This is a genomic window from Actinoplanes sp. NPDC051411 (genome assembly GCF_040682075.1).
Classification (GTDB): domain Bacteria; phylum Actinomycetota; class Actinomycetes; order Mycobacteriales; family Micromonosporaceae; genus Actinoplanes.
The window spans coordinates 1-20,927 of record NZ_JBFBAD010000063.1 but is presented as its reverse complement, the minus strand read 5'-3'; the positions used below and the strand labels follow the sequence as shown (position 1 = coordinate 20,927).

The window sequence follows — 20,927 nt, the reverse complement described above, 5'->3', positions numbered from 1 at the left end:
CGAACCTGAGCCGCCTCAGCCGAGTCCCTTGTCGGTCGTCGGCAGGGCCGGCGGGGCGAGCCGGTCGAGCTCCTGCACGGTCTCGATCATGGCCAGGGCCGACTTCTCGACCAGGGGGCGCAGCCGGCGGTAGAGCGCGGCGTTGTCCGGGTCGGGCCGGGTCGGCTCGCCGATCGCGACGAGGGCCGCCGCGTGGTCGAGGTCGGGCAGTTCGCCGAGGGCGTGCAGGCCGAGCAGGCAGGCGCCCATCGCCGTGCCCTCGGGGGTGACGGCCACCGCGACCGGCAGGTCGAGCGCCGCCGCGAGCACCCCGACCCAGAGCTCGGACGCGACCGCTCCCCCGGTCGCCCGCACCTCGCGGACCTCGAACCCTTCGGCCGCGAACGAGTCGCGCACCAGCGCCATCTGCTGGCAGACCCCTTCGACCGCCGCCCGTACGAGATGGGCCCGGCCGTGCTCGCGCCGCAGCCCGAGGTACGCCCCGCGCAGCCCGGGCCGCCACCAGGGTGCCCGCTCGCCCAGCAGGTAGGGCAGGCAGAGCAGGCCCTCGCTTCCGGGCGGCGCGCCCTGGGCCTCCATGAGCAGGGCCGCGTCGCGTTCGTCGGCGTCCTCGCCCTCGGCGCCCGGCCGTTCGAACCCGCCGGCGAAGCTCTCCCCGGCCCACCGCACCACGGACCCGGCGTTGTTGACCGCCCCTCCGATCGCCCACCGGTCCTCGGTCAGCGCGTAGCAGAACAGCCGCCCGGCCTCGTCGGCCGTCGGCCGGTCGACGATCGTCCGCAGCGCCCCGCTGGTGCCCAGCGACACCGCCGCCACCCCGGCCGGGGTCGCGCCCACGCCGAGGTTGGCCAGCGGGCCGTCCGCCGCCCCGATGATCAGCGGAGTGCCGGCCGGCAGCCCGGCCGCCGCCGCGACGTCGCCGCGCAGGCGCAGCCGGGAGGTGGTCGGCACGACCGCGCCGAGCTGCGACTGCCGTACGCCGGCGATCTCGAGGGCCTCCTCGTCCCACCGCCGGCGATGAATGTCGTAGAGGCCCATGCCCGAGGCCAGCGACAGGTCGACCTGGTACGGCTCGTCGGCCAGCGCGGCCAGCACCAGTTCCTTGACCCCACCCCAGCGCGGCGTCTCCCGCAGCGTGTCCGGGTCGTTCTCCCTCCACCAGGCGAGCTTGCTCAGCGGCGCCATCGGGTGCACCGGTGTGCCGGTGCGGGCGTGCAGGCCCTTGGCCCGGCCCGAGGCGACGATGTCCTCGCACTGCTTGCCCGCCCGGCTGTCGGCCCAGGTGACCAGCGGCCCGAGGGGCTTCCCGCCGGGGTCCATCGGCACCAGCGCGTGCAGGAAGGCGCTCAGGCTGACCGCGATCACCCGGTCGCCCCGGGAAGCGCACTGCGCCGCGACGTCGGCCAGCGCCTTGCGGGCGGCGTCCTGCAGGGCGCCGGCGTCGAGCTCAGCCCGCCCGGGCGCCGGCACCGCGAGCGGGTAGTAGACGCTGGTGTGCGCCCGCAGCACTCCGTCGATCCCGGCCGCGATCGCCTTGGTCGCGGTCGTCCCGGTGTCGATGCCGATCACGACGTCCATGCCGCATTCCCCTCGGTCATCTCGCCGGACGCACCGCCCGGTCGCCTTCTCGCTTACCCACCTGGGCCCGGCTCGAAGTCAGCCGCCGGGCGGGAGGATGCGCTGGAGCAGCCGCACCAGCGTCGCCCGCTCGTCGGCGCTCAGGGCGGCCAGGAGCTCCTCGTCGGCGGCGAACACCAGCTCGTCGAGCCCGGCGAGCAGGTGCTCACCGGTCTCGGTGAGTTCCACGATCTTGCGCCGCCGGTCGGTCGGGTCGGCCGTGCGCACGACCAGGTGCCGCGCCTCGAGCTCGTCGAGCACGGTGACGAGGTCGCTGCGGTCGAGGCAGAGCCGGTCGGCCAGCGGGCCCTGCGACGCCGGCCCCCGTTCGGCCAGCGAGGCCAGCACGCCGTAGTGCTGCTTGCGCAGTTCGTGCCCCGCGAGCCGCTCCTGGATCAGCCGCTGGGCCTGCAGCGAGGCCCGGCCGACGAGCCAGGCGACGCGCCCGCGGAGGCGATGGGTCGGAGGCACGGGACAACCCTAGTTGACCGGCGCGGACGCCGGCCTCACCCACGAGCGGTCGGCGCCACCAGGCAGAAGACGTGGCCGTCGACGTCGGTGAGAACCGCCTGGCGCTCCCGCCACGGCTGGTCGGCCGGGGCGTCGACCACGGTCGCGCCCGCCGTCTGGGCCGCCGCCGTCACCGCGTCGACGTCGTCGACCAGGTAGGACACCGACACGCCGGCCAGGCCCGGGGTCGGCGGGCGCCGGTGGAGCAACAGCTCGAAGCCGCCGGTCGCCGAGCCGAGCATGACGGCCTCGCCGGTGCGGTATTTCTCGGTGAAGCCGAGCGCGTCCCGATAGAGCCTCAGCGCCGGATCGAGGTCGGCCACCGAAACGATCACCCGCTGCAGGCCACGAACTGTCATGAGCCCCGACCTTAGCGGCTCAGCTTGGCCGCATAGCCCTCGCGCAGCTCCTCCCAGCCGTGCTCCATCGCGTCGCGGCCGCGGATCACGCCGACCGGCTCGCCGTCGAGCAGATGGCGCAGCACGTCGAGGCAGAGGTGCCAGCCGGCCGCGACCATGGCATCGGTGTCGGGCTTGGCCAGCGCATGGCGCAGCGTGAGCCGGGTGCCGTCGCCCGACGGCTCCAGTTCCCACCGCAGACGGTCGTCGCCCCAGGTGTATTCGAGCAGCGCCGGCCGGTCGGCCCGGAGCACGATGGCCGGGATGTCGGTGGTGTCGGGACCGTCGACCAGCACCAGCACCGCTTCGCCGGGCGAGCCCAGGTCGCGGGACGCGCTGAACGGCGCCCACTGGTCGAGCTCGCCGGGCGAGGTCAGCGCGGCCCACACCGCCTCCGGCGCCTGCCGCAGCTCCCGCACGAAGATCAGGGTCCAGCCGTCGAGGGTCACATCTTCAAGATCCATGCTCATCCTTAGCGTCGAGATGCTCCCGCAGAGCGGTCAGATGCCGCTCCCAGAGCTGCCGGTAGGGGGCGAGCCACGCGTCCAGCTCGCGGAACGGGCCCGGCTCGAGGCGATAGATGCGCCGCTGGGCCCGCACCCGCGCGGAGACGACCCCGGCCTCGCGCAGCACCCGCAGATGCTTGCTGATCGCGGGCTGGCTCATGCCGAGCACGGTGACCAGGTCGGTCACGCTGCACTCGCGCACCCGCAGTTCGTCGGCGATGCGCCGGCGGGTCGGCTCGGCCAGCGCGGTCAGGGCGTCCATGCCGCACAGGTTATATAACCCGGGAGGCACGGTGCAAGAATGGGCGGCGTGCGAGTGCTCATCGTGACCTCGGGCTCGATGGGCGACGTGGCTCCCTACACCGGCCTCGGCGGTCGCCTGCGCGACGCCGGTCACGAGGTCACCGTGGCCACGCACGAGCCGTTCCGGGCCGCGATCGCGGCCACCGGCCTGGGGTTCCATCCGATCCCGGGCGACATGCGAGAGATTCTGCCGAGCGCCCGGGGTCAGGACGGTGTCGGTTCCGGCACCGGTCCGCGGGCGCTGGCCCGCCTCCGGAAAATCGCGGGACCCCTGGTGAGTTCGCTCGGCGCCGGCATGACCGGCGCCTTCGCGGCCGTACGCCCGGAGGCCGTTCTCCTGAGCACGCTCGTCGCGCCGCTGGGCTATCAGATCGCCGACGCCTTCGACGTGCCCGGCGCCGGCGTGTTCCCGCAGCCGATCCACCCGACCCGGGAGTTCGGCTCGGTGCTGGTCGGCGGCCGCTCGTTCGGGCCGTGGGCCAACCTCGCCCTGGGCCACCTGGTCGACCTGGCGGCCCGGCCGATCTACGCCGGCCCGATCCGCGCCCTCCGAGGCGACCTGGGCCTGCCACCGGCCTCGATGCGCGCGCTTCAGGCCGGGCAGCAGTCCCGCTACCCGACCTTCCACGGCTTCAGCCAAGCCGTCGTCCCCCGCCCGGCCGACTGGCCCGCGCCGCTGCGGGTGACCGGCTACTGGTGGCCGGCCCGCCCGCCCGGCTGGAGCCCGCCGGCCGGCCTGGTCGACTTCCTCGCCGCCGGCCCGCGCCCGGTGTTCGTCGGCTTCGGCAGCATGGCCCCCGGCCACGGCGGCCGCCTGGCGGCTCCGGTCCTGACCGCGATCCGCCGGGCCGGCGTACGCGCGGTCGTCCAGGCCGGCTGGTCGGGCCTCGACGTAGGTTCCGACGACGACGTCATCACCGTCGGCGAACTCCCCCACGACTGGCTCTTCCCCCAGGTCGCGGCCGTCGTCCACCATGCCGGGGCCGGCACCACCGCGGCCGGCCTGCGCGCCGGGGTGCCCGCCGTGCCCGTACCAGTGCTCGCCGACCAGCCCTTCTGGGCCCGCCGCCTGACGGAGCTGGGCACCGCGCCGGGCCCGCTGCCGCTCTCGTCCCTGACCGCCGACCGGCTCGCCTCAGCCCTGCGCGCCGCCACCACCAACCCGCACTACGCCGCCCGGGCCGCCGCGATCGCCGCCCGGCTGGCAACCGAGGACAGCGCCCAGCCCATCGTGGACTGGCTCGCGAAACTCCCCTGACCTCAAAGGGAGGTGCGTCGATTCGTCGTCGCGCGGTTCAAGGCGATGCCCGGCGACCTGTCCGACGCCCGCTCGGCCCTGATCGAGAACCGGCCGACCGCCCGGCGCCAAGCCCGCACCGTCGCCGGCACCGGCTTCGCCCGGCGCTGGCTGCCCCAGCGGGAAAACCTCCACCAATGTCCCCGGGACTATGAAACCCTCCCGGAAACCTCACCCGACGAGCCCTCTCAGAGGTCGAGCGGTTCCAGTTCCGGCTTGCGGGCGTGCTCGTAGATGACCGAGCTGCGGAAGCCGACGATCTCCCGCCGGGCGCTGAACTTGTCCATCAGGAAGGCGTGCAGGCCGTCGACGCTGGGGACGGCCACGTGGATCAGGAAGTCGTCGCCGCCCGTCACGACGAAGACGGACAGGACCTCGGGCAGGGTCATCGCGTACGCCTTGAAGCTCTCGATGACCGTGCGGCTCAGCGGGCGCACCTGCACGTGGAGCAGCGCCTGCACGCCCCGGTTGAGCGCGGGCAGACTGACCTCGGCGTGGTAGCCGGTGATGACGCCGCGCTCGCGCAGCGCCCGGACGCGCTCCAGGCAGGTCGACGGCGCGATGCCGAGGGCGCGGGCCAGGTCGCGGTTGGTCTGCCGGGCGTCCGACTGCAGATGCCGGATGATCGCCGAATCAAGTTCGTCCACGGGCGGAATTCTGGCACATCGACCGAATGGCGTTCGGCATCACCGGCACATGGCCGGACGACTGGATAGCGTCCGGGCATGGAGCACGAACAAGTAGTCATCAAGCGCGGCCCCCGGACGGGCCTGCCGGTCATCGTCGCGGTGCACTCGACCGCGCTCGGGCAGGCGATCGGCGGCTGCCGGATCAAGGAGTACCCGGACTGGCGGGACGGGCTCGGCGACGCGCTGCGGCTCTCCGAGGCGATGACGTCGAAGTGCGCGCTCGCCGGCCTCCGGCACGGCGGCGGCAAGACGGTGGTCGCGCTTTCCGGCGGTACGCGGTGGGACCGCCACGACCTGCTGCTCGACGTCGGCGACGTGATCGCCGGGCTGGACGGCGTCTACGCGACCGGCCCCGACGTGGGCACCGGCCCCGACGACATGGTCACGATCGCCGAGCGTACGCCGTACGTCTTCTGCCGCCCGCCGGAAGCCGGCGGCAGCGGCGATTCCTCCGAACCCACCGCCCGGGGTGTGATCTCCGCCCTCCAGTCCCTGTGCGGTGAGGTCCTGGGCGGTGATCTGTCGACCAGCAGTTTCGCCCTCCTCGGCCTGGGCCGGGTCGGAAGCCACGTGTGGCGGATGCTCACCGACGCCGGCGCGACCGTCATCACGAGCGACGTCGACGACAGCAAAAGGCGCGGGACCTGGGTCACCCCGGAGGAATGCCTGACCGCCGACGTCGACGTGCTGATCCCGGCCGCGCTGGGCGGCCTGCTCACCCCGCGGTCGGTGGCCGCCCTCCGCTGCCGCGCGGTCGCCGGCCCGGCCAACAACCAGCTCGACGCCCCGGCGACCGCCGACCTGCTCCACGCCCGCGGCATCATCTGGGCACCGGACGCCATCGTCAGCGCCGGCGGCATCATCTATGCCACCGCGGTCGAGCTCCGGCACGAGACGCCGGCCCGGGCCCTCGAACGGGTCCGCGGCATCGGCGCCACGCTGACCACCGTCCTGCGGTCCGCCGAGGCCGCCGGCACGACCCCGCAGGAGGCCGCGCGGCGACACGTCGAGGAGGTGCTTCAGAACTCCCGCCATTCGTCGAACCACTCGTCCGCCTGATCGGCGGAGACGCCGGCTCGTTCGGCCCGATCGAAGAAGACGTCAGGCGGCCGTGCCGAAGCTCGGGTCGTCGTCGGCCCAGTCGCGGAACGGGTTGGCGAGGTTGGTGGCCAGCCAGCTGTCGTCCTTGGCGCCCCGGATCGTCAGGTGAACATCGCCGCGCCGGTAGCGGGCCCGGATGGCGCCGGCCGTGGTGCGGCGCACGCCGTCGGCGGTCAGCGCGGGCAGTTCGGGCAGGGTGTCGAGGCCGTAGGCGCCGATCAGCGTGAGGTGGGCCAGCGGCAGCGAGCTCAGCGCGAAGGCGTCGGTCAGGACGCCGGGCGGCCCCGAGAAGCGAAGCCCCAGCGAGGTGAGGTTGCGCAGGCCGGCCACCGGCGCGGCACTGATCGTGCCCTCGCCGGTCACCCGATCCCACCGCCGCCGGGCCGCGATGTGGGCGGGCAGCCAGGCCCACCCCGAGGAACCGCGGCCGGTGACCGCGGTAACCGGGAGCCGGCCGAGCCACACCCAGTCGGGCGGCGGAGCCGAGGCGGGCGTCGTCGTCGACCGCCTCGCTGGGCGCCCGATTCAGGCGTGCCGGAGGGTCGCGCCGGCGCCGCTCATCGGCGACAGGAGGGCGGCGGCCACGCGGTAGGCCGGGTCGAGCGACGACCAGACCTCGTCCAGCAGGTCGTCAGGCGTGGCGGCCGGGGTGGTGAACTCGTCGACCGTCGCGGCGACGGCCACCGACGAGCCGTCCGAGTCATAGGTGGTCAGGGTGAGCGCGTCGCTCACGGCCATTTCCCGTACGGTCGTGACCGTGACGTCCGCGGTGGACCGCAACCCGTCCGGCCTCCGGGCGGCGCCCAGCCACACCGTCCCCGACGAGCGGGAGACCACCGCCGTGATCCGGGGTGTGTGCAGGGGCGGGTCGGGCTCGTAGGACAGGTCGTCGAGGGCGACCGCCGGCGGCGCCCCGGCGAAGAGGCGGTCGAAGACGGTTCCCACCTGTTCCCCGTTGCCGAAGACGGTCCACTGTTCGTCGCTCAGGGCCGCCGTGTAGTGCCGCAGGCTGTCATGGTCGTGATCGTCCAGCGGGGCGACCCGCAGCTCGGCCGGCGACAGCTGGATGATCTGGCGCCGGCGGGAGGACTCGCTGCGGCCGGTCAGGGCATAAATCCCGGCCAGGGTGCCGTCGCCGGTGCGGGCGAGGATGAGCACGCGGCCGGGGTAGGGGGAGAAGATCACACGCCGAAGCCTCGCACGCCGTCCCAGGCGTACGTGAGGAACTCCCCCAGCTGGCCGCGCACTCCGCGGACCTGGACCGGCGGCATGGGGCCGGCCGGGAAGCGGCCCGGCAGCGGCGGCCCGCCGGCCGGCGGCGGCCCGGACGGGGGACGCGGGAGCGCCTTCACCGGGCAGAACAGGTAGTGCCGGATGACGGCCGGGAAGCGGTTGAAGAGCAGGTTGCGGGGGCGTTCCCAGACGATGCCGTTCTCCTCGCACACCGCCCGCACCGTCTTCTCGGTGGCCAGGTTGGCGAACCCGGAGCCTTGGTAGGGCAGCACGTGGTGGACGCGGTGCGGCGAGAGGCCGGCGCTCAGCCAGAGGTCGATCCACCGGTTGCCGACCACGGTCAGGTCGTAGCTGAGGCAGATCTGCCGGGCCGCCCAGTCGTCGCGCCACCGCTCGGGAATGACGGCCAGCTCTTCCTCCTCGGACTTCTCGTCTTCGAAGTCGTGGCTGGCCACCACCAGGAAGGTGTTGAACCACAGCGTGATCACGAACTGCACCGCCCAGGCCAGGATGTGCCCGGTGGCCAGGCAGGCCACGAACTCGGCCAGCAGCAGTGCCCGGACGATCCAGAAGTCGATCCGCAGCGGGGCCTTGCCCTGTTTGGGCGCCTCGAACCGGGCCAGCTCGCGGGCCCGCAACGACAGGCCGCTCAGGCAGATGCCGAACTTGTGCAGTGTGTAGCCGGGGACCCGCAGGACCGGGTGGAGCCGCAGCATGCCGTCGAAGAACGTCTTCTTCACGTCGGCGCCCGAGCCCATGTACGGGTGGTGCAGCAGCACGTGCCCGTCGGTGCCGATCAGGCTCGTCCCGACGTAGTTGACGTCGAACAGGGCCTTGCCGAGCGGCGGCAGCGCGTATTTCTTCTGGTCACGCCAGCGTCGGTGCAGGTGGTAGTGCCCGGCCCCGGCCAGCGAGGTGCGGGTGACGACCTGCAGCACCACGAACGCCCAGGCCGGGATCACTCCGGTCAGCAGCAGGACCAGCGTGGCCAGGTGCGCGCCGACGAGCAGCCAGGTGACCAGGTCGAAGCCACGGTCGTACCGTCGGAGGTCCTTTTTCGAGAAGCGGGCGTTGACCGCCGTCCGGATGGCGGCCAGAAGGCTGCCCTGGTCGCGGAAGTCGAGGCGGGGCAGGTCTTTCGTCGCGTCGAAATCGGGGTCGAGCAGGAACGGGGGCACCCCGAGCTTGGGCAGGATGTCCTTCTCGGTGAAGCCCTCGATCTCGTAGCGGGCCAGAAATTTCTGCAGTTTGGCCGGGTCGCGATGATAGGTGTGTACGACCGCGCTGATGTCGCGGCCCATGCTGGGCCCGAACCAGTTCGAGCCGCCCGGGTGGATTTTGAGCCACTCGGTGAAGTCGTAGGCCTTCCCGTCGACGATCCAATAGGGACGGCCCTGCGGAAGAACGGTGCCGGTGATCGGTGATGTGCGATTCAGAGTGTCGGCCATGTGCTGACTCCTAGAACTGGATCAGTGCCGTCTCGATCTGCGCGCCCGGACCCATCGTCACCAGCACGCCGTGGTCTCCCGGCGAGGCGCTTCCCTCGGCCATCAGCCGTTCCAGGCTGACCAGGAAGCTCCCGCTGGAAATGTTGCCGTAGTCGCGCAGCACCGACCGGGTGTGCCGCACGTCGCGTTCCTCGAGCCCGAGGCTGACCTTGACCGAGTCGATGACCGCCCCGCCGCCGGTGTGGAACACCCAGTGCCGGATCGCGCCGAAGCCGAGCCCATTGCGTTCGAGCAGCCGGCTCAGCGGTTCGCGGACGTTGAAACCGATCACATAGGGAATCGCTCGGTCGAGAAAGAAACTCCATTTGCCGGCTCCGGCGTCCCAGTCGAACCGCATTGCCGCCCATTGATCGGGCAGGCAGAAACTCTCGAAATCGAGGACCCTCGGTTCCGGCCCGGCGGCCCGGTCACCGCCGGCGACGAGTACGGCGGACGCCGCCCCGTCTCCGAAGAGGCTGTTCACGATGCCGGTGCGCGGGGTGTTGTCGACGACGTACATCGCCGAGTTGATCTCGCAGCAGACCAGCAGCCCGACCCGGCCGGGATGCGTGCGCACCCACTGGACCAGCGGGTTCATCCCGTTGAGCCCGGCGTTGCAGCCCATGCCGACGATGTCGGACCGGAGCAGCCGGGCCGAGAAGCCCAGCTCGCGGGAGAACAGCGAGCTGAGGCCGGGCACCAGGAAGCCGGTCGAGGTGACGCAGACCAGGTGGTCGACGTCGGCCGCGGTGAGCCCGGCCCCGCTCAGCGCCTTCTCGATCGCCTGGCCGCCGATCTCGAGGGCGCCGCGCCGGAACTTGGCCTGCAGCTGGGCCGGCGACTCGTCGGGAACGCGGCCGGTGATCGGGTCGGGCGGGGGGAGATAAAGGTGGCGTTTGCGGATGTGGGGCGCGCCGAGTAGTTTGCGGACCGCCCGATGGCGCAGGCCGAGCAGAGCACCGACCTCGTCCTGCGAATAGGAATCGGGTGGAAATGCGCTGCCGACGGAAGCGATCGTGGCCGCGATTTCCGTTTTATCAGCAGCACGAATTTCTGCGTCACTGACCATGTGTTTCCCCCGTTCACCGGGCCACCGGCCCGGCTGACGGTCACTCTAGAACACCTGGTCGAGGTCGATCAACGATCCGTATTCGACCCGCTATCGGGCTTTATCGCGGTATACAGTGGACGGTGTTGATCAATGAATTCTGCTACTGTTTCGGGCCGTGTCCCCGACGCCGGTCCGCTACCGCTCCCGTGAGGAGGACAGCGCGCGCTGGCTGAGTTTCCCGTTCCGCCCCGGCGACATCGTGATCAGCACCCGGCGGCGCACCGGCACGACCTGGCTCCAGATGATCTGCGCGCTGCTGATCTTCCAGCGGCCCGAGTTGCCGGCCCCGCTCTGGCACCTCTCGCCCTGGCTCGACCACCTGGTCATGCCGCCGGGGATGCTCTATGCCCAACTGGCCGCCCAGCCGCACCGCCGGTTCATCAAGACGCACACCCCGCTCGACGGCCTGCCCTACTACCCCTACGTGACGTACGTCGTGAGCGCGCGGCATCCGCTCGACATGTTCGTCTCGCTGCAGCACCACCTGGAAAACATGGCCGACGGCCCGCCTTCGCCGAGCGGGTCGCCCCACGACGACCTGGCCCGCTGGCTCGACGGCGACACCGCCTTTCCCGAGTCGCTGCCGGCCGCGATGTGGCACCTCACCGACGCCTGGAGCCGGCGGTTCTGGCCCAACGTGCTGCTCGTCCACTACGACGACCTGGTGGTGGGGCTCGAGGCGCAGATGCGCTATCTGGCCTGGCGGCTCGGCATCGCCGTGCCCGAGGCGCAGTGGCCGGGCCTGGTCGCGGCGGCCGGCTTCGACCAGATGCGCGACCGCGCCGGCCACCTGGTGCCGGGCTCCGGGCACGGGCCGTTCCGCGACAGCACGGCGTTCTTCCGGCGCGGCACCCCGGGCGCGCGCGAGGTGTTCACGGCCGAGGAGGTCGCCCGCTACCAGGCGAAGGCGGCCGGCCTGGCCCCGCCCGACCTGCTGGAGTGGCTCCACGCCCCGCGCGCGACGACCTGACGGGCGCAACCATTTACGCAGGCCGCCCGAGCGTCCACGGCGCTCTGCTGGAAAGCCGGCAGTTCCGGACTACCGCCGAGGGTTGTCAGGCATTGCTCGGCTAACTCGACATCTGCTGTCTGCAGGGCTGACAGTGATCGAGGTCAGCCAGCCCGACCAGGCCAACCGTCGCCGACGCGGCAAAACCGACGCGATCGACGCGGAGACCGCAGGCCGAGCGGTTCTGTCCGGGCGAGCCACCGCCATCGCGAAGACCAGCGACGGCCATGTCGAACGGATCCGCCTGTTCAAGCTGGCCAAAAACTCCGCTGTCAAAGCCCGGACCCAGGCGATCAACCAGCTCAAAGCCGTCGGCGTCGACCCGAACCCGCGTGAGTCGAGGACCGGACTCAGCCTGCCCGAGCTGGTTCGCCCGTGCGCCGACCTCGACCCCTGACACCACCGACGATCCCACGTCGGCTGCGGCATACACCCTGCGTCTGCTGGCTCGCCGGTTCATCGAACTCACTCGCGAGGTCGACGATCTGAACCGCGCATCTCCGACGCCATATCCGCTCACACGCCCGAGCTCCTGCAACGACCCGGCGTTGGGCCCGACACCGCGGCAGCTCTTCTCCTGGCCGCCGGCGACAACCCACGACGACTCAGCAGTGAGGCATCTTTCGCCGCGTTGTGCGCAGTCAGCCCTATCGAGATGTCGTCTGGAAAAAACGCAGCGCCAACTCCGCGTTCTACATCATCGTCCTGGCCCGACTGCGCTGGGACATCCGAACCCGGGCTTACATCGACCGCCGCATAACCGAGGGCAGGACCAAACGCGAGGCCATCCGCAGGAAAAAGGAAGCGCCCCGCCGCGAGGAAAGCGACGGGGCGTTCTTGGCGTTCTTGGCGGGAGTGCGGGAAATCAGCGCTCGGTGATCGCGGTGAAATCGCGCTCGGGCGCGCCCGTGTAGAGCTGGCGGGGGCGGCCGATCTTGGTGGCCGGATCGGTCATCATCTCGGACCACTGGGCGATCCAGCCGGGCAGGCGGCCGATGGCGAACAGGACCGTGAACATCTTGGTCGGGAAGCCCAGCGCCTTGTAGATGAGGCCGGTGTAGAAATCGACGTTCGGGTAGAGCTTGCGCGAGACGAAATAGTCGTCCTTGAGCGCGATCTCCTCGAGCTGGAACGCGATCTCGAGCAGCGGGTCGGGCTTGTCGAGGGTGTTGAGCACGTCCTGGGCGGCCTTCTTGACGATGGCGGCGCGCGGGTCGTAGTTCTTGTAGACCCGGTGGCCGAAGCCCATCAGCTTGACGCCCTTCTCCTTGTTCTTCACTCGCGTGACGAAGGAGTTGACGTCGTCGCCGGACGTGTGGATCTGCTCGAGCATCTCCAGGACGGCCGCGTTGGCCCCGCCGTGCAGCGGGCCGGAGAGCGCGTTGATGCCGGCCGAGATCGAGGCGAAGAGGTTGGCCTGGGCCGAGCCGACCAGCCGCACGGACGACGTGGAGCAGTTCTGCTCGTGGTCGGCGTGCAGGATGAACAGCATGTCCAGGATCTTCGCGATCTTGGGGTCGACGTCGTACTGCACCGTCGGCAGGCCGAAGGTCATGCGCAGGAAGTTCTCGACGTAGTCGAGCGAGTTGTCCGGGTACGGCAGCGGGTGGCCGATGGACTTCTTGTAGGCGTACGCCGCGATGGTCGGAAGCTTCGCCATGAGCCGGATCGCCGAGATCTCCACCTGCTCGGGGTCGAGCGGGTCGAGCGTGTCCTGGTAGAAGGTCGACAGCGCGGTGACCGCGGAGGAGAGCACGGCCATCGGGTGCGCGTCGCGGGGGAAGCCGGAGAAGAAGGTGCGCATCTCCTCCTGCAGGAGCGTGTGCACCCGGATCTTGTCGGCGAAGTCGCGCAGCTGCTGCGGCGTCGGAAGCGCGTCGTTGAGCAGGAGGTACGACACCTCGAGGAACGACGACTTCTCGGCCAGCTGCTCGATCGGGTAGCCGCGGTAACGCAGAATGCCGGCGTCGCCGTCGATGTAGGTGATCGACGACGTGGTGGAGGCCGTGTTGACGAAACCCTGATCGAGGGTGACGAAGCCGGTCTCCTTCAGAAGCGCACTGACGTCGATGCCGCCCGGACCCTCGACCGCCTCGCGTACCGGCATGGACAACTGGCCACCAGGGTGGTCGAGCTTGACATCCGTCATGTATTTCCCTCACTTCACCGGCAGATGTCCCATGGAATGTGAAGTTCACCGTAAACCCTCAACCTGAATGGGTCATCAGGTGGCCTCCGGCTGAGGGATTGATCACCAGGATTGCCCGCCGGAGATAGACAATGATGGGTGGAGTGACAGCGGAGGTGTGACCGTTGCGAATCCCGACTACGTCCCCGGTGGTGGTAGGTGTCGACGGCACCGCGGCCGGCCTGGCCGCCGTGCGGCTCGGCGCGCGCGAAGCCGTCTCGCGCGGGCGCCTTCTGCGAATAGTGCATGCGTTCACCTGGGCCGCTGAGAGTGACAGCCGGCTGGCCGCCGAGCAACTGCTGGACGAGGCGGCCGCCACCGCCCAGCGTTCCACACCCGGCGTGCGGGTGGACCCGCAACTGGTCGACGGGCCGCCCGATCGCGTTCTGATCCAGCTCAGCCGCACCGCCGAGCTGGTGGTGGTGGGAAACACGGTGCCCGACTCGGCGGCGCTCGTCCAGATCGTGGCCCGGGCGTTCTGCCCGGTCGTGGTGGCCCGCGGACCCCGGCCGCCGTCCGGTCCGGTGGTCGCCGCGGTCGACGGTTCGCCCTGGTCGGTGCAGGGGCTGCGGCTGGCCGCGCTCGAGGCGCGGCGGCGCGGGATCGGCGTCGACGCGGTGCACGTGGTCAGCCGGGCCGGCTACCGGGCCGAGGACGAGGGCCGGGCGATCCTGGCCGCCGCGATGGCCGCCGTCCCCGAGCTGCGCCGCGCCCGCGGCCGCCTGCTCAGCGGGGTGCCCGGTCCGGCGCTGGTGCGCGCCTCGTCCCGGGCCCGCATCCTGGTGCTCGGCCCCCGGGGCACCAGCGGGGCGGCGATGCTCGGCTCGGTCGCCCGGCATCTGCTGCGGCAGGGCGCCTGCCCGACCGTCTTCGTGCACGGGCCGGCGGTGCCCGCCCGGCGGACATCCAGCAAGTCGTCCAGCGCCCTCGCGGGATAGATTGCTCAGTCGTCGACCTCTCGTACCGATCTGTTGGATGTCGACAGAAATCGGGAGGCCGGGTTGGGGCGCTGGGCCTGGCGGACGTTTGCCGTGGTCGGCCTGCTCGCGTCCGTGCTCTACACGCTCAATGTGAGCGTGATCGTCTCCGACGCGTGCCTGGCCGTCACCGGCATCGGCACGGTCTGGGCGTGCTTCTGGGGCCCGCGCCGGCACGGTGCCCGGCCGCCCGGCGCGTGGCGGCTGATCGGTGTGGTCGCCCTGTTGTTCCTGGTCGGGGTGATGGTCCGCCCGGTCGTGACCGACCTGGCGATGCCGCTGCCGCTGATCGCCGACGCGATCACGATCCCGGCCTACCTTCTGCTCTGCGTGTTCATCGCCGTGCTGCTGCGCTGCCGGCGCAGCCTCGACCGGCACGCGGTGCTCGACGCCCTGATCGTCTGGCTGGGCGGCGCCCTGTTCAGCTTCCTGATCCTGGCCGAGCCGGCCGCCGCGATCCACGACCGGCCCGCCGCCGAGTCGTTCATGGCCGGGCTCTACCCGCTCTGCGACATCACGGTCCTGCTGCTGATGATCAACCTCACCTTCACGGCCCGGACCTGGCCGGTCAGCCTGCTCTCGTTCATCGGCGCGCTGATCTTCGTGACCATCGGTGACACCGCGTACGCGATCGTCGGCCTGCAGGGCCAGATCTACGGCTCGCCGATGCTGAACGTGCCGTTCCTGATCGGCTACACGCTGATGGGCGTGACCGCGCTGCACCCGTCGGCGGTCGAGCTCAGCCACGCCGCCCGGCCGCCGGTGCAGGCGTGGTCGGTGCGCCGGGTGATGCTGCTGGTGCCGGCGCTGGCCGCGCCGTTCGCGTTGTTGCTGGTCACCGGCGGCACGCCGGCCCACCGCTGGATCATCGCGACCGGCGGGGTGCTGATCGTGACCACGCTGCTGGTGCGAGCGATCTCGGCCGTACGGGCCCAGGCCAGCGCCCAGCGGGCGGCCGAGCACCAGGCCCGGCACGATCCCCTCACCGGCCTGCCCAACCGGCGGGCCATCTCGGCCGAGATCGAGCGGCGGCTGGGCCGGGGCGAGGTCTGGGTGTTCCTGCTCGACCTGGACGGCTTCAAGTGGGTCAACGACTCGTGGGGCCACGACACCGGCGACCAGATCGTGATCGAGGCGGCCCGGCGGCTGCGCGCCACGATGCCCGAGTCGGTGCCGGTCGCCCGGGTGGGCGGCGACGAGTTCCTGCTCGCCTACGCCGGCGGCCGGAACGAGGCGCTGAGCCTGGCCGACGAGATCCGGGGCTGCTTCGCGCGGCCGTTCCCGGTCCGCGACACCGAGATCCCGATCACCGCGTCGATCGGGATCTCGCACGCGAAGGACGACGGCGGCAGCGCGGCGCTGACCGCCGAGGCGCTGATGCGGGACGCCGACACGGCGATGTACCGGGCCAAGGCCGAGGGCCCCGGCCGCTCCACGATCTTCGACACCTCGATGCACGACGAGGTGCGGGCGCGGATCGAGCTCGAGGTCGCGTTGCGCCAGGCGCTGGCCGAGGGTCAGCTGTACGTCGCGTACCAGCCGATCGTGCGGCTCTCGACCGGTGAGCCGCTTGGCGCCGAGGCCCTGGTCCGCTGGCTGCACCCGGAGCGCGGCCAGATTCCGCCGAGCGTGTTCATCCCGGTCGCCGAGTCGGCCGGGCTGATCGGCACCCTCGGCACCTGGGTGCGGCGCGAGGCGCTGCGCCAGCTCGGGGTGTGGCGCAGGGACGGGACCGTGGCCGACGACTTCTACCTGTCGATCAACGTGTCGGCCCAGCAGTTCAGCGAGCCGGAGATGCCGCTGGTCGTGGCGTCGGAGCTGGTCGAGTTCGGCGTACCGGCCCCGGTGGTGGCGCTGGAGATGACCGAGTCGGTGATGGTCGACGGCTCGTCGGTCACCGGACGGGTCCTCTACGAGCTGCGCGAGATGGGCGTGAAGCTGCTGATCGACGACTTCGGCACCGGCTTCTCGGCGCTCGGCTATCTGCGCCGGTTCCCGGTCACCGGCGTCAAGATCGACCGCTCGTTCGTGACCGGCCTGGGTGCCGACGCGGAGGACGAGGAGATCGTACGGGCGGTGGTGGCGATGAGCACCGCGATGGGGCTGAGCGTGATCGCCGAGGGTGTGGAGACCCGGTTGCAGCGGGATTCGCTGGCCGCCGTCGGGGTGACGAACGGTCAGGGCTGGCTGTGGGGGCCGGCCGTTCCGGCGACCGAGTTCGCGGTCCATTGGCATGCCAGTGGTACCGCCGCTCTGGCGGGCCGCCCGGAACCGACATAGCATCTCCACCTACTCGGGAGTAACGAAGATCACCGCAGGGGGTTCGGATGGCCGCATTGCTTATGGTCCTGACGCTGGGCCTGAGCACCGCGCTCATCGCCGCGAGCCGTCGCGGCTGAAAGCTGGCAAGCTGGGCGGATGCGCTTCGCGACCTGGAACGTCAACTCGGTCAAGGCCCGCCTGCCCCGCCTGCTGGAGTGGCTCGACGCCACCAAGCCCGACGTGCTGTGCCTGCAGGAGACCAAGGTGGCGGCCGACGGCTTCCCGTCCGGCGAGGTGTCCGGACTGGGCTACGAGACCGCGGCGTACGGCACCGGCCGGTGGAACGGCGTCGCGCTGCTGTCCCGGATCGGCCTCGACGACGTCGAGAAGGGGTTCCCGGGTGAACCCGGCTATCCCGATCCCGAGGCGAGGGCGATCGCGGCGACCTGCGGCGGCATCCGGTTCCGCTCGGTCTACGTGCCCAACGGCCGCACCCCCGACGACCCCCACTACACCTACAAGTTGAGCTGGCTGGCGGCGCTGCGCGACGCCCTGGTCCCGGAGATCGCCCGGGGGCCGCTGGTCGTGGCCGGCGACTACAACGTGGCCCCGACCGACGACGACGTGTGGGACCCGTCGGTCTTCGTCGGCTCGACCCACGTGACCCCGCCCGAGCGTGCGGCGCTGGCCGCGATCCGGGCGGCCGGGCTCCAGGACGTGGTCGGGCGTCCCCTCAAGGGCGACCACCCGTTCACCTATTGGGATTACCGCGCCGGCATGTTCCACATGAACAAAGGCATGCGCATCGACCTCGTCTACGCCACCCCGGACGTCGCCGCCAAGGTGACAGATGCCGTGGTGGACCGCGAGGCGCGCAAGGGCAAGGGCCCCTCCGACCACGCCCCGATCGTGGTCGACATCGACGGGTGAAGCCGGTCCTGAGCCGGTCGTCTTACCGCTGAACCCACTACGCTGGTGGGGATAAAGATCGTTAAGGCGGGGAGAGACGGGAGGGACCATTGGTGGCGAAACTGCCGGTGCAGACCGGCCGACCGCTCCACGACGAACCCGTGCCGGCCCTGCTGCGGGCCGCGCTCGACGCCACCACCGAGGCGGTGGTGCTGTGTGACGCGGCCGACGACCACATCGTGCTGGTCAACCGCGCCGCCGCCCGCCTGATGCCGGAGCTGACCACGGTCGAGCCCTGGGCGCCCGGCGACGACGACCATGTCACCCTCGAGCACGCCGGTCGTCACCTGGTCGGCGAGCGGCGCGAGTTGGGCTCCGGCCACTACGGCTGGTTCCTGCGCGACCGCACCGAGGAGATCCTGCGGGCCGGCGCGCTGGAGGCCGAGCGGGCGCGCACGGCGTTCCTGGCCGAGGCCGGCCGGCGCCTGGCCGCCTCCCTGCACCTGGGCCGCTGCCTGCGCACGACCGCCGAACTGGCGGTCGGCAACCTGGCCGACGCGGCCGTGCTGGTCCTGCCCTCCCACAAGCGGCAGAACATGTGGGTCCGCCTGACCGGCGGCGGCACGATCGAGGAGGAAACCCGGCCCGAGCGGCTGCTCACCGAGGTGCCCGGCCTGATCGAGGCGCTCGGCGGCTTCCCGCCGGTCCCCAGCCGCTGGCTCGACGCCGCGCAGGCCCCCGACTGGCTGCTCCCGGCGGGATTCGGGCCGATCGGCGCGCTGCTGGTCACGCCCCTGCCGGGCAACGCCGAGCCGGCCGGCGCCCTGGTGCTGGCCCGCCACGGCACCTTCGGCCCGGAAGACGAGATGCTCGCCCGCATCTTCGCCGCCCGCGCCGGGGCCGCGCTGTCGGCCGCCGCGCTCTACCGCGAACAGGTCGACACCGCCGCGGTGCTCCAGGCCGACCTGCTCCCGCCCGAGCTGCCTCAGCCCGAGGGCCTCGAGCTGGCCGGGTCCTACCAGGCGGCCCGCGAGGCGCTGCGGGTCGGCGGCGACTTCTACGACGTGTTCACCGCGACCGCGACCTGCCCCGACACGATGATCGCACTCGGCGACGTGTGCGGCACCGGGCCCGAGGCGGCGGTGCTCACCGGCAAGGTGCGGCAGACCCTGCGCGCGCTGCGGCTGGTCGAGACCCGGCCCGAGCGCATGCTCAAGGTGCTCAACCAGGCGCTGCTGCAGGCCGGGCGCCAGCACCGGTTCGTGACCCTGGTGGTCGGATCCGTGCGGCGGATCGAGCACGGCCGGCTGCGCCTCACGCTGGCCACCGGCGGCCACCCGGCTCCCCTGGTGCTGCGGCTCGACGGCCGGGTCGAGGAGGCCCCGGTCAGCGGCACACTGATCGGCGCGGTCGAGCGCACGGTGGTGCGGCCGGCCGATGTCGAGCTGGGGCCGGGCGAGCTCTGCCTGCTCTACAGCGACGGTCTCACCGAGGCCCGGGGCGGCCCGAGCGGCACCGAGATGTGGGGCGAGCCCCGCCTGCACGACGCGCTGTCCACCTGCGCCGGCATGCCGGCCGCGGTCACCGTCGAGCGGCTCCGGCAGCTGGTCTCCGACTGGGTGCACGGCGGCACCGGTGACGACATCGCGATGCTGGCCGTGCGCGCGCCGGCCCGCACCGCCCTGACCCTGCGCGGCGGCGGTGCCCGCAACGCCTCCCGGTGGGCGATCGAACCGCGCCGCGCCCGGCAGCGCGCATGACCGCGACGACGACACAGACCGACTTCCTCGAGCTGATCGGTGACGGCGACGAATACGCCGCGATCGAGATGGTGCTCGGGCTGCTCGACGACGGCGTGCCGCCGCAGCGCATCCTGGTCGACCTGATCGGCGGCGCGCAGGCCCAGGTCGGCGCGCTGTGGGCGGCCGACGAGTGGTCGATCGCCCGCGAGCACGCCGCCACCGCGGTCAGCGAACGGGTGGTCTCGGCGATCGCGGCGCGCACCACGGCCCGGCCGACCCGCGGCCGGGTGACGATCGCCTGTGTCGACGGCGAGTGGCACGCCCTGCCGGTCCGCATCCTGGCCGAGATGCTGCGGCTCGACGGCTGGCGCACCGACTTCCTGGGCGCCAGCGTGCCCGGCCCGCACCTGGTCACCCACCTGCACCAGACCGGTCCCGACGCGGTGGCGCTGAGCTGCATGCTCGCCACGCGTCTCCCCCGGGCCCACGCGGCGATCACGGCCTGCCGGTCGGCCGGGATCCCGGTCATCGCGGGCGGGCGCGGCTTCGGTCCGGGCGGCCGCTACGCCCAGCACCTGGGCGCCGACGCGTGGGCGGCCGGGGCCGAGGAGGCGGTCGAGCGCCTGGCCGCCGACTGGCCGCCGCCGATGCGCGACCCGCAGATCTCGGCGTTCCTGGGCGACGACGAATACACCTACGTGGTGCGCCACCGGCCCGCGCTGATCGGCACCGCGATGGGCCGCCTGGCCGCCGACTATCCGGCGGTCCGCCACTATGACCAGCGGCAGCTCGACGCGACGGCCGAAGACATGGGCCACATCGTCGACTTCCTCGCCGCCGCCCTCTACGTCAGCGAGGCGAAGATCTTCACCGACTTCGTCGCCTGGACCCGCGAGGTGCTGGCGGCCCGGGGCGTGCCGCCGGCCGCGTTGCGGGCCGGGCTTCTTCTCGTACGCGGCCAGCTGCGCGACTATCCGGCCGCGCTCGCCGTGATCGACGCCGGCCGGGCCGAAGTGGCGCAATAAATCGGTCGCGTGCCGCCCACGGCCGGGAGTAGGTTGCTCGGCATGATCCTCCTTTACGCCTGATTCTTCATTCGGCGTTCTCTGCGCTCCGGGCCCCTTCAGCTGCGCCCGTCGAGCGTTCCTTCCTCATGATCAGGAGGTCGACTCATGAGTTTTTCCGTCCATGTGGATCCGGACGATCTGGCCCGGCAGGAACTGGCCGCCGGCCTGTCGTCGGCGCCGGTGGCCCTTCCCGGCCCCGAGAGCGACAAGGCGCCTGCTCACCACGGCGCCACCGACAGTCGTCAGGCGGCCCGGCAGCGCTCCGAACGCGACCACGCGGGACGAGCAACCGGCGCGTCGGGCGGCCGGTCGTACGCGTTCCGGCGCAGCTAGGCCGTGCGCCTGTTTCGCGGGCGAACCCGCAGGACGTTCAGTGCGCGTGTCGCGCTGCTCAGCGCGTACGGCCGAAAGCGCGGCGCCCGGCGGGCGCCGATGAACCGCGCCTTCCGGCGTCGTTGAATCTCCCCGACCGGGGGGGGGGGGGGGGGGGCCGGGCCGCGGGCCCGCGGCGGCGGGGAGAG

General features: G+C 71.9%; 22 protein-coding genes and 1 pseudogene. 12 read left to right on the top strand and 11 right to left on the bottom strand.

All coding sequences use genetic code 11. The features are described from left to right. Positions 1 to 15: 15 nt before the first annotated feature. The 5 genes from AB0M88_RS30585 to AB0M88_RS30565 form a co-directional block, all read right to left on the bottom strand. Positions 16 to 1,578 carry a gluconokinase gene (locus AB0M88_RS30585; protein ID WP_364108335.1) on the bottom strand — a complete coding sequence of 521 codons (1,563 nt, stop codon included), beginning with the start codon at positions 1,576 to 1,578 and terminating at the stop codon, positions 16 to 18. A gap of 78 nt (positions 1,579 to 1,656) precedes the next feature. Further along, complete coding sequence (locus AB0M88_RS30580; protein ID WP_364108333.1) at positions 1,657 to 2,088, bottom strand: MarR family transcriptional regulator; 432 nt, start codon at positions 2,086 to 2,088, stop codon at positions 1,657 to 1,659. A gap of 35 nt (positions 2,089 to 2,123) precedes the next feature. Beyond that, positions 2,124 to 2,486, bottom strand: coding sequence for a VOC family protein (locus AB0M88_RS30575; protein WP_364108331.1), 363 nt, complete (start codon positions 2,484 to 2,486; stop codon positions 2,124 to 2,126). 11 nt (positions 2,487 to 2,497) lie between these two features. Continuing rightward, entirely contained in the window at positions 2,498 to 2,989 is a 492-nt protein-coding gene (locus tag AB0M88_RS30570) for an SRPBCC family protein (protein ID WP_364108329.1), read from the bottom strand. Further along, complete coding sequence (locus tag AB0M88_RS30565; protein WP_364108327.1) at positions 2,979 to 3,293, bottom strand: metalloregulator ArsR/SmtB family transcription factor; 315 nt, start codon at positions 3,291 to 3,293, stop codon at positions 2,979 to 2,981. Before AB0M88_RS30565 ends, AB0M88_RS30570 begins: the two co-directional genes overlap by 11 nt. Before the next feature lie 48 nt (positions 3,294 to 3,341). Here AB0M88_RS30565 and AB0M88_RS30560 point away from each other — a divergent pair, with 48 nt between their 5' ends. Next, a complete protein-coding gene (locus tag AB0M88_RS30560; protein WP_364108325.1) occupies positions 3,342 to 4,592 on the top strand; it encodes a glycosyltransferase in 1,251 nt (416 codons plus the stop codon). 227 nt (positions 4,593 to 4,819) lie between these two features. Here AB0M88_RS30560 and AB0M88_RS30555 read toward each other — a convergent pair whose 3' ends face one another. Then, the gene (locus AB0M88_RS30555; protein WP_364108323.1) at positions 4,820 to 5,278 is read right to left on the bottom strand and encodes an Lrp/AsnC family transcriptional regulator; all 459 of its coding nucleotides are present in this window, start codon (positions 5,276 to 5,278) and stop codon (positions 4,820 to 4,822) included. Between the two features lie 78 nt (positions 5,279 to 5,356). Here AB0M88_RS30555 and AB0M88_RS30550 point away from each other — a divergent pair, with 78 nt between their 5' ends. Then, entirely contained in the window at positions 5,357 to 6,379 is a 1,023-nt protein-coding gene (locus AB0M88_RS30550; RefSeq protein WP_364108321.1) for a Glu/Leu/Phe/Val dehydrogenase dimerization domain-containing protein, read from the top strand. Positions 6,380 to 6,421: 42 nt separating this feature from the next. Here AB0M88_RS30550 and AB0M88_RS30545 read toward each other — a convergent pair whose 3' ends face one another. The 4 genes from AB0M88_RS30545 to AB0M88_RS30530 are packed head-to-tail and all read right to left on the bottom strand — an operon-like array spanning position 6,422 to position 10,210. Further along, the gene (locus AB0M88_RS30545) at positions 6,422 to 6,886 is read right to left on the bottom strand and encodes a hypothetical protein (protein WP_364108319.1); all 465 of its coding nucleotides are present in this window, start codon (positions 6,884 to 6,886) and stop codon (positions 6,422 to 6,424) included. A gap of 60 nt (positions 6,887 to 6,946) precedes the next feature. Next, complete coding sequence (locus AB0M88_RS30540) at positions 6,947 to 7,606, bottom strand: IMP cyclohydrolase (protein ID WP_364108317.1); 660 nt, start codon at positions 7,604 to 7,606, stop codon at positions 6,947 to 6,949. Then, the gene (locus AB0M88_RS30535) at positions 7,603 to 9,102 is read right to left on the bottom strand and encodes a fatty acid desaturase (RefSeq protein ID WP_364108315.1); all 1,500 of its coding nucleotides are present in this window, start codon (positions 9,100 to 9,102) and stop codon (positions 7,603 to 7,605) included. Before AB0M88_RS30535 ends, AB0M88_RS30540 begins: the two co-directional genes overlap by 4 nt. 10 nt (positions 9,103 to 9,112) lie before the next feature. Continuing rightward, positions 9,113 to 10,210: a type III polyketide synthase gene (locus AB0M88_RS30530; protein WP_364108313.1), complete on the bottom strand. Its 1,098-nt coding sequence runs from the start codon at positions 10,208 to 10,210 to the stop codon at positions 9,113 to 9,115. Positions 10,211 to 10,367: 157 nt separating this feature from the next. On the opposite strand from AB0M88_RS30530, the gene AB0M88_RS30525 reads away from it, so the two are divergent. From AB0M88_RS30525 to AB0M88_RS30510, 4 genes and pseudogenes are all read left to right on the top strand, one after another. Then, positions 10,368 to 11,222 (top strand): sulfotransferase domain-containing protein, encoded by an 855-nt coding sequence (locus AB0M88_RS30525; RefSeq protein WP_364108311.1) that lies wholly within the window; start codon positions 10,368 to 10,370, stop codon positions 11,220 to 11,222. A gap of 133 nt (positions 11,223 to 11,355) precedes the next feature. After that, entirely contained in the window at positions 11,356 to 11,658 is a 303-nt protein-coding gene (locus AB0M88_RS30520; RefSeq protein WP_364108309.1) for a hypothetical protein, read from the top strand. 30 nt (positions 11,659 to 11,688) lie between these two features. After that, positions 11,689 to 11,892, top strand: a pseudogene (locus AB0M88_RS30515) (hypothetical protein); the annotation flags it as partial. Between the two features lie 2 nt (positions 11,893 to 11,894). Beyond that, positions 11,895 to 12,140: a hypothetical protein gene (locus AB0M88_RS30510; protein WP_364108307.1), complete on the top strand. Its 246-nt coding sequence runs from the start codon at positions 11,895 to 11,897 to the stop codon at positions 12,138 to 12,140. Here AB0M88_RS30510 and AB0M88_RS30505 read toward each other — a convergent pair. Next, positions 12,127 to 13,410, bottom strand: a complete 1,284-nt coding sequence (locus AB0M88_RS30505; protein ID WP_364108305.1) for a citrate synthase — start codon at positions 13,408 to 13,410, stop codon at positions 12,127 to 12,129. The two genes, AB0M88_RS30510 and AB0M88_RS30505, sit on opposite strands and share 14 nt — an antisense overlap. 164 nt (positions 13,411 to 13,574) lie before the next feature. On the opposite strand from AB0M88_RS30505, the gene AB0M88_RS30500 reads away from it, so the two are divergent. The 6 genes from AB0M88_RS30500 (at position 13,575) to AB0M88_RS30475 (ending at position 20,739) form a co-directional block, all read left to right on the top strand. Next, positions 13,575 to 14,387 (top strand): universal stress protein, encoded by an 813-nt coding sequence (locus tag AB0M88_RS30500; RefSeq protein WP_364108303.1) that lies wholly within the window; start codon positions 13,575 to 13,577, stop codon positions 14,385 to 14,387. Positions 14,388 to 14,450: 63 nt separating this feature from the next. Beyond that, positions 14,451 to 16,706, top strand: a complete 2,256-nt coding sequence (locus tag AB0M88_RS30495; RefSeq protein WP_364108301.1) for an EAL domain-containing protein — start codon at positions 14,451 to 14,453, stop codon at positions 16,704 to 16,706. A gap of 138 nt (positions 16,707 to 16,844) precedes the next feature. Continuing rightward, positions 16,845 to 17,618, top strand: a complete 774-nt coding sequence (locus AB0M88_RS30490) for an exodeoxyribonuclease III (RefSeq protein ID WP_364108299.1) — start codon at positions 16,845 to 16,847, stop codon at positions 17,616 to 17,618. Positions 17,619 to 17,710: 92 nt separating this feature from the next. After that, a complete protein-coding gene (locus AB0M88_RS30485) occupies positions 17,711 to 19,357 on the top strand; it encodes a PP2C family protein-serine/threonine phosphatase (RefSeq protein ID WP_364108297.1) in 1,647 nt (548 codons plus the stop codon). Continuing rightward, complete coding sequence (locus tag AB0M88_RS30480; RefSeq protein ID WP_364108295.1) at positions 19,354 to 20,364, top strand: cobalamin-dependent protein; 1,011 nt, start codon at positions 19,354 to 19,356, stop codon at positions 20,362 to 20,364. Before AB0M88_RS30485 ends, AB0M88_RS30480 begins: the two co-directional genes overlap by 4 nt. A 147-nt stretch (positions 20,365 to 20,511) precedes the next feature. Beyond that, positions 20,512 to 20,739: a hypothetical protein gene (locus tag AB0M88_RS30475; protein WP_364108293.1), complete on the top strand. Its 228-nt coding sequence runs from the start codon at positions 20,512 to 20,514 to the stop codon at positions 20,737 to 20,739. Positions 20,740 to 20,927: the final 188 nt, after the last annotated feature.